The sequence below is a fragment of the Candidatus Cloacimonadota bacterium genome (genome assembly GCA_034661015.1).
GTDB lineage: Bacteria > Cloacimonadota > Cloacimonadia > JGIOTU-2 > JGIOTU-2 > JAYEKN01.
This window is the reverse complement of sequence record JAYEKN010000145.1, coordinates 12,826-15,808: the sequence shown is the minus strand read 5'-3', so window position 1 is coordinate 15,808 and position 2,983 is coordinate 12,826. Positions and strand designations below refer to the sequence as shown.

At 36.2% G+C, this 2,983-nt stretch carries 3 protein-coding genes; all 3 read right to left on the bottom strand.

Annotated elements, in window-relative coordinates; genetic code table 11:
• Positions 1 to 134: 134 nt before the first annotated feature.
• Genes U9P79_05780 through U9P79_05770 form a run of 3 tightly spaced genes read right to left on the bottom strand, consistent with a single transcriptional unit; the run spans position 135 to position 2,554 of the window.
• Positions 135 to 1,856: a ferrous iron transporter B gene (locus tag U9P79_05780; protein MEA2104133.1), complete on the bottom strand. Its 1,722-nt coding sequence runs from the start codon at positions 1,854 to 1,856 to the stop codon at positions 135 to 137.
• Positions 1,857 to 1,883: 27 nt separating this feature from the next.
• A complete protein-coding gene (locus U9P79_05775) occupies positions 1,884 to 2,108 on the bottom strand; it encodes a FeoA family protein (GenBank protein MEA2104132.1) in 225 nt (74 codons plus the stop codon).
• The gene (locus U9P79_05770) at positions 2,108 to 2,554 is read right to left on the bottom strand and encodes a transcriptional repressor (protein ID MEA2104131.1); all 447 of its coding nucleotides are present in this window, start codon (positions 2,552 to 2,554) and stop codon (positions 2,108 to 2,110) included. The genes U9P79_05775 and U9P79_05770 overlap by 1 nt, the downstream gene beginning before the upstream one ends.
• Between the last annotated feature and the right edge of the window lie 429 nt (positions 2,555 to 2,983).

Below are 2,983 nucleotides of genomic sequence, written 5' to 3'. Positions count from 1 at the left end.
TTCCTTTCTTTCTGTTGACTGAGTCTCATTCTCAATCAATTGATTCAGTTTGATTTTAAAGTTTATTTGATATTGTCTTTTATTTTCAAACGGTAATCATAAAAAAAGCAGTTGCGGGCTGCTAACTGCCAAATTTACAAAATCAAATTCAACAATCCTCCTACCAACAATGTTGCAATTATCATAATGAGGGCAGATTTTATCATATCTTTAATTCCCAGTTCTTTGATCAGTACCGCAAAAGTGGCGATGCAAGGGAAATACATAGTGAGCACAACGGAAGCGATAACCATCTGCTTCATAGTAAGTCCGAGAGGAACGAGCATGCCGACCGCAACATCTTTACGCAGAAAACCGATTATCAATGCACCTACAGCGGTTTTTGGTAATCCCAGAAGACCGGTTACAACCGGAGCGGTTACTTCACCTACAAATTGGATAATTCCGAGGGAATAAAGAATATTTACGACCAAAACTCCTAAAAGGACGAATGGCACGGCTTCTTTGATAAACCAGACAACTCGCATCAATATTTTTTCCAACAATCCTTTAAAATACGGAAGACGATAAGGAGGGATTTCCATAAAAATTTCGGGGCTCTCACCCTTGACTGTTTTATTGAGAATAAACCCCAGAATTATCCAGACAACAAGTAAAGTTCCGAAAACCATAAAAAGAGCTTTTGCTCCGTATTCACCTACCAACCCGAAAACCATGGCGATTTGTGCCATACAAGGAACAGCAATCGCCATCAAGGTAGCGGCAATGAATTTTTCTCTTCTCGTTTCCAAAATACGCGTGCTGAGAGCACCGGGCACATTGCAACCGATACCCAAAAGCATAGGAATTATTGCAAGCCCGTGAATGCCAACTTTATGCATAAAATTATCAACCATTATTCCAAGTCGGGGTAAATAGCCTGAATCTTCGAGAAAACTAAGCACGAAATAGAAAGAAATAATATACGGCAAAACCATAGCGATAGGTACGAAAAGACCAGTTGTGAGAATGCCGAGAGATTCTGTGAACACGATCTCTCCTCCTATTAATTTGCCAATTAGAATGTCATGAACAAATCCACCGCTACCCAATAGAGCAGAAAGTTTCATCATAAGTGGTGCCCATAAATTACTAAATAATGGCTCGAAAACATATCCGATGAGCGATTCGCCTACGAATCTAATAATCGTAAAAGCAAGATATAAAACCAAAATTGCAATTGGAAATCCGGTTATGGGATGAATGGAAGCATCACCCAAGGTTTCCAAAAATGTATGATGGCGATGCGTGAGGATTTGGCTATTTTCCACTATCTCTCCGATAAATTTCCATCTATCAGACTGGTCAAATTTAATTTTACTAATTTTGGCTTTTGGAATTTCTTTGACTAATTCCTTGATTCCTTCGCCGGTTATGCCGCAGGTTGTAACAATCGGCACATTGAGTTCTTTTTGCAATTGATCAATGTTAATGCCAACGCCGGTATGCTTTGCTTCATCCCAGAAATTAAGCACAATAATCATTGGAATATTTTTCTCTAAAAGTTGAAGAGTGAGATTAAGATTTCGTTCCAAATTTGTAGAATCAATCACATTCAGAATAATACTATCTTTCTTCTCTATGGCTTCATCCAGCATCTTGGTAGCAACTTCTTCGGCTTTTGAGGTGGGTTCCAAAGTATAAGTTCCGGGAACATCTATTACATTAACTTTTTTATTATCAATATTTAATTTACCTTCTGTAAACTCCACTGTAGTGCCCGGGTAATTTGAGGCGATTACTTTCACACCGGTCAAGCGGGAAAATATTACACTTTTTCCCACATTCGGGTTACCCATTAAAAGTATTTTATCCATAAAATTTCATTCCTTTCATTGGGAATTTTAGCTCTTTTTTATTTTTATTTTTTGAGCCATACGGTATCCAAGTGCTATTTGAGTGCTTCCCACTTGGATAGAGATTGGACCCCGCATATATTGCGAGCTGATTTTCTTAACTGAAACTCCTATACGAATTCCAAGATTATCCATTTTTTGTTGCATTTGATTTCCGCCTACTATTTTCTCAATTATTGCACGTTCTCCAGATTTCAATTCCGTTAGATTCATTATTTCCTTTCTTCGTCCTTTTGACATTCGGAACATATTCCACAAATTCTCATAGTATGCCCTGTCATTTTGAAATTATTGTCTGTACAAATTTTTTTTTGTATTTTTTCTATTTCTTCAGAATAAAATTCGATTATTTTGCCACATTTTTCACAAATCATATGATCATGGTGAGAATATCCTATAATATTTTCATAGAGATGCTTTCCACTCTTAAGCTGAATTTTGGAAACCAAGCCACTTTTTTCCAATATTTCCAAGGTGCGGTAAACAGTTGCCCGTGATATATCCTTTCCGCTTTGTTTCAAATCAATATAAAGGTTATCAGCTGTAAAGTGGTTGTTTGAAGCAGACACTTTTTCTGCAATTGTCTGTCTTTCAACCGACCAGAGCATGTTGTGTTTGCCCATATAAACTTTTAGATTTTCCAAGAATATATTTTTCATATTTACTCCAAATAAGATTGAGACACATTCTCAAATAGGTAAAATAGTTGTCAAGTTTGGAGTAAAATTTTTAAATAAAATATCCACCTGCCTCGTGTAATGCTTTTATCTGTTTTATTTATCCCGCCTGCCCAGTGAAATCTATTTTTTTCGATATTTCATTCGGGTGAAATGATTTTATCTTTTTTATTTATCCCGTGAAATGATTTTATCTTTTTTATTTCACTGGGATTTCACTGGGATTTCACAGGGGTGATATTTTATACATTTATGGCATTTTGGAGTAAAATATCCGTGATATTTTATACAACACTGCAACATCACGGATGTTGCACTCCAAAAACTTTTTTCCTAAAAATCTATTTTCACCCCGAGTTTGATTTTGTATTCACGATTTAGATTGCACTTCAAATTTTGAGAATAGCCGTT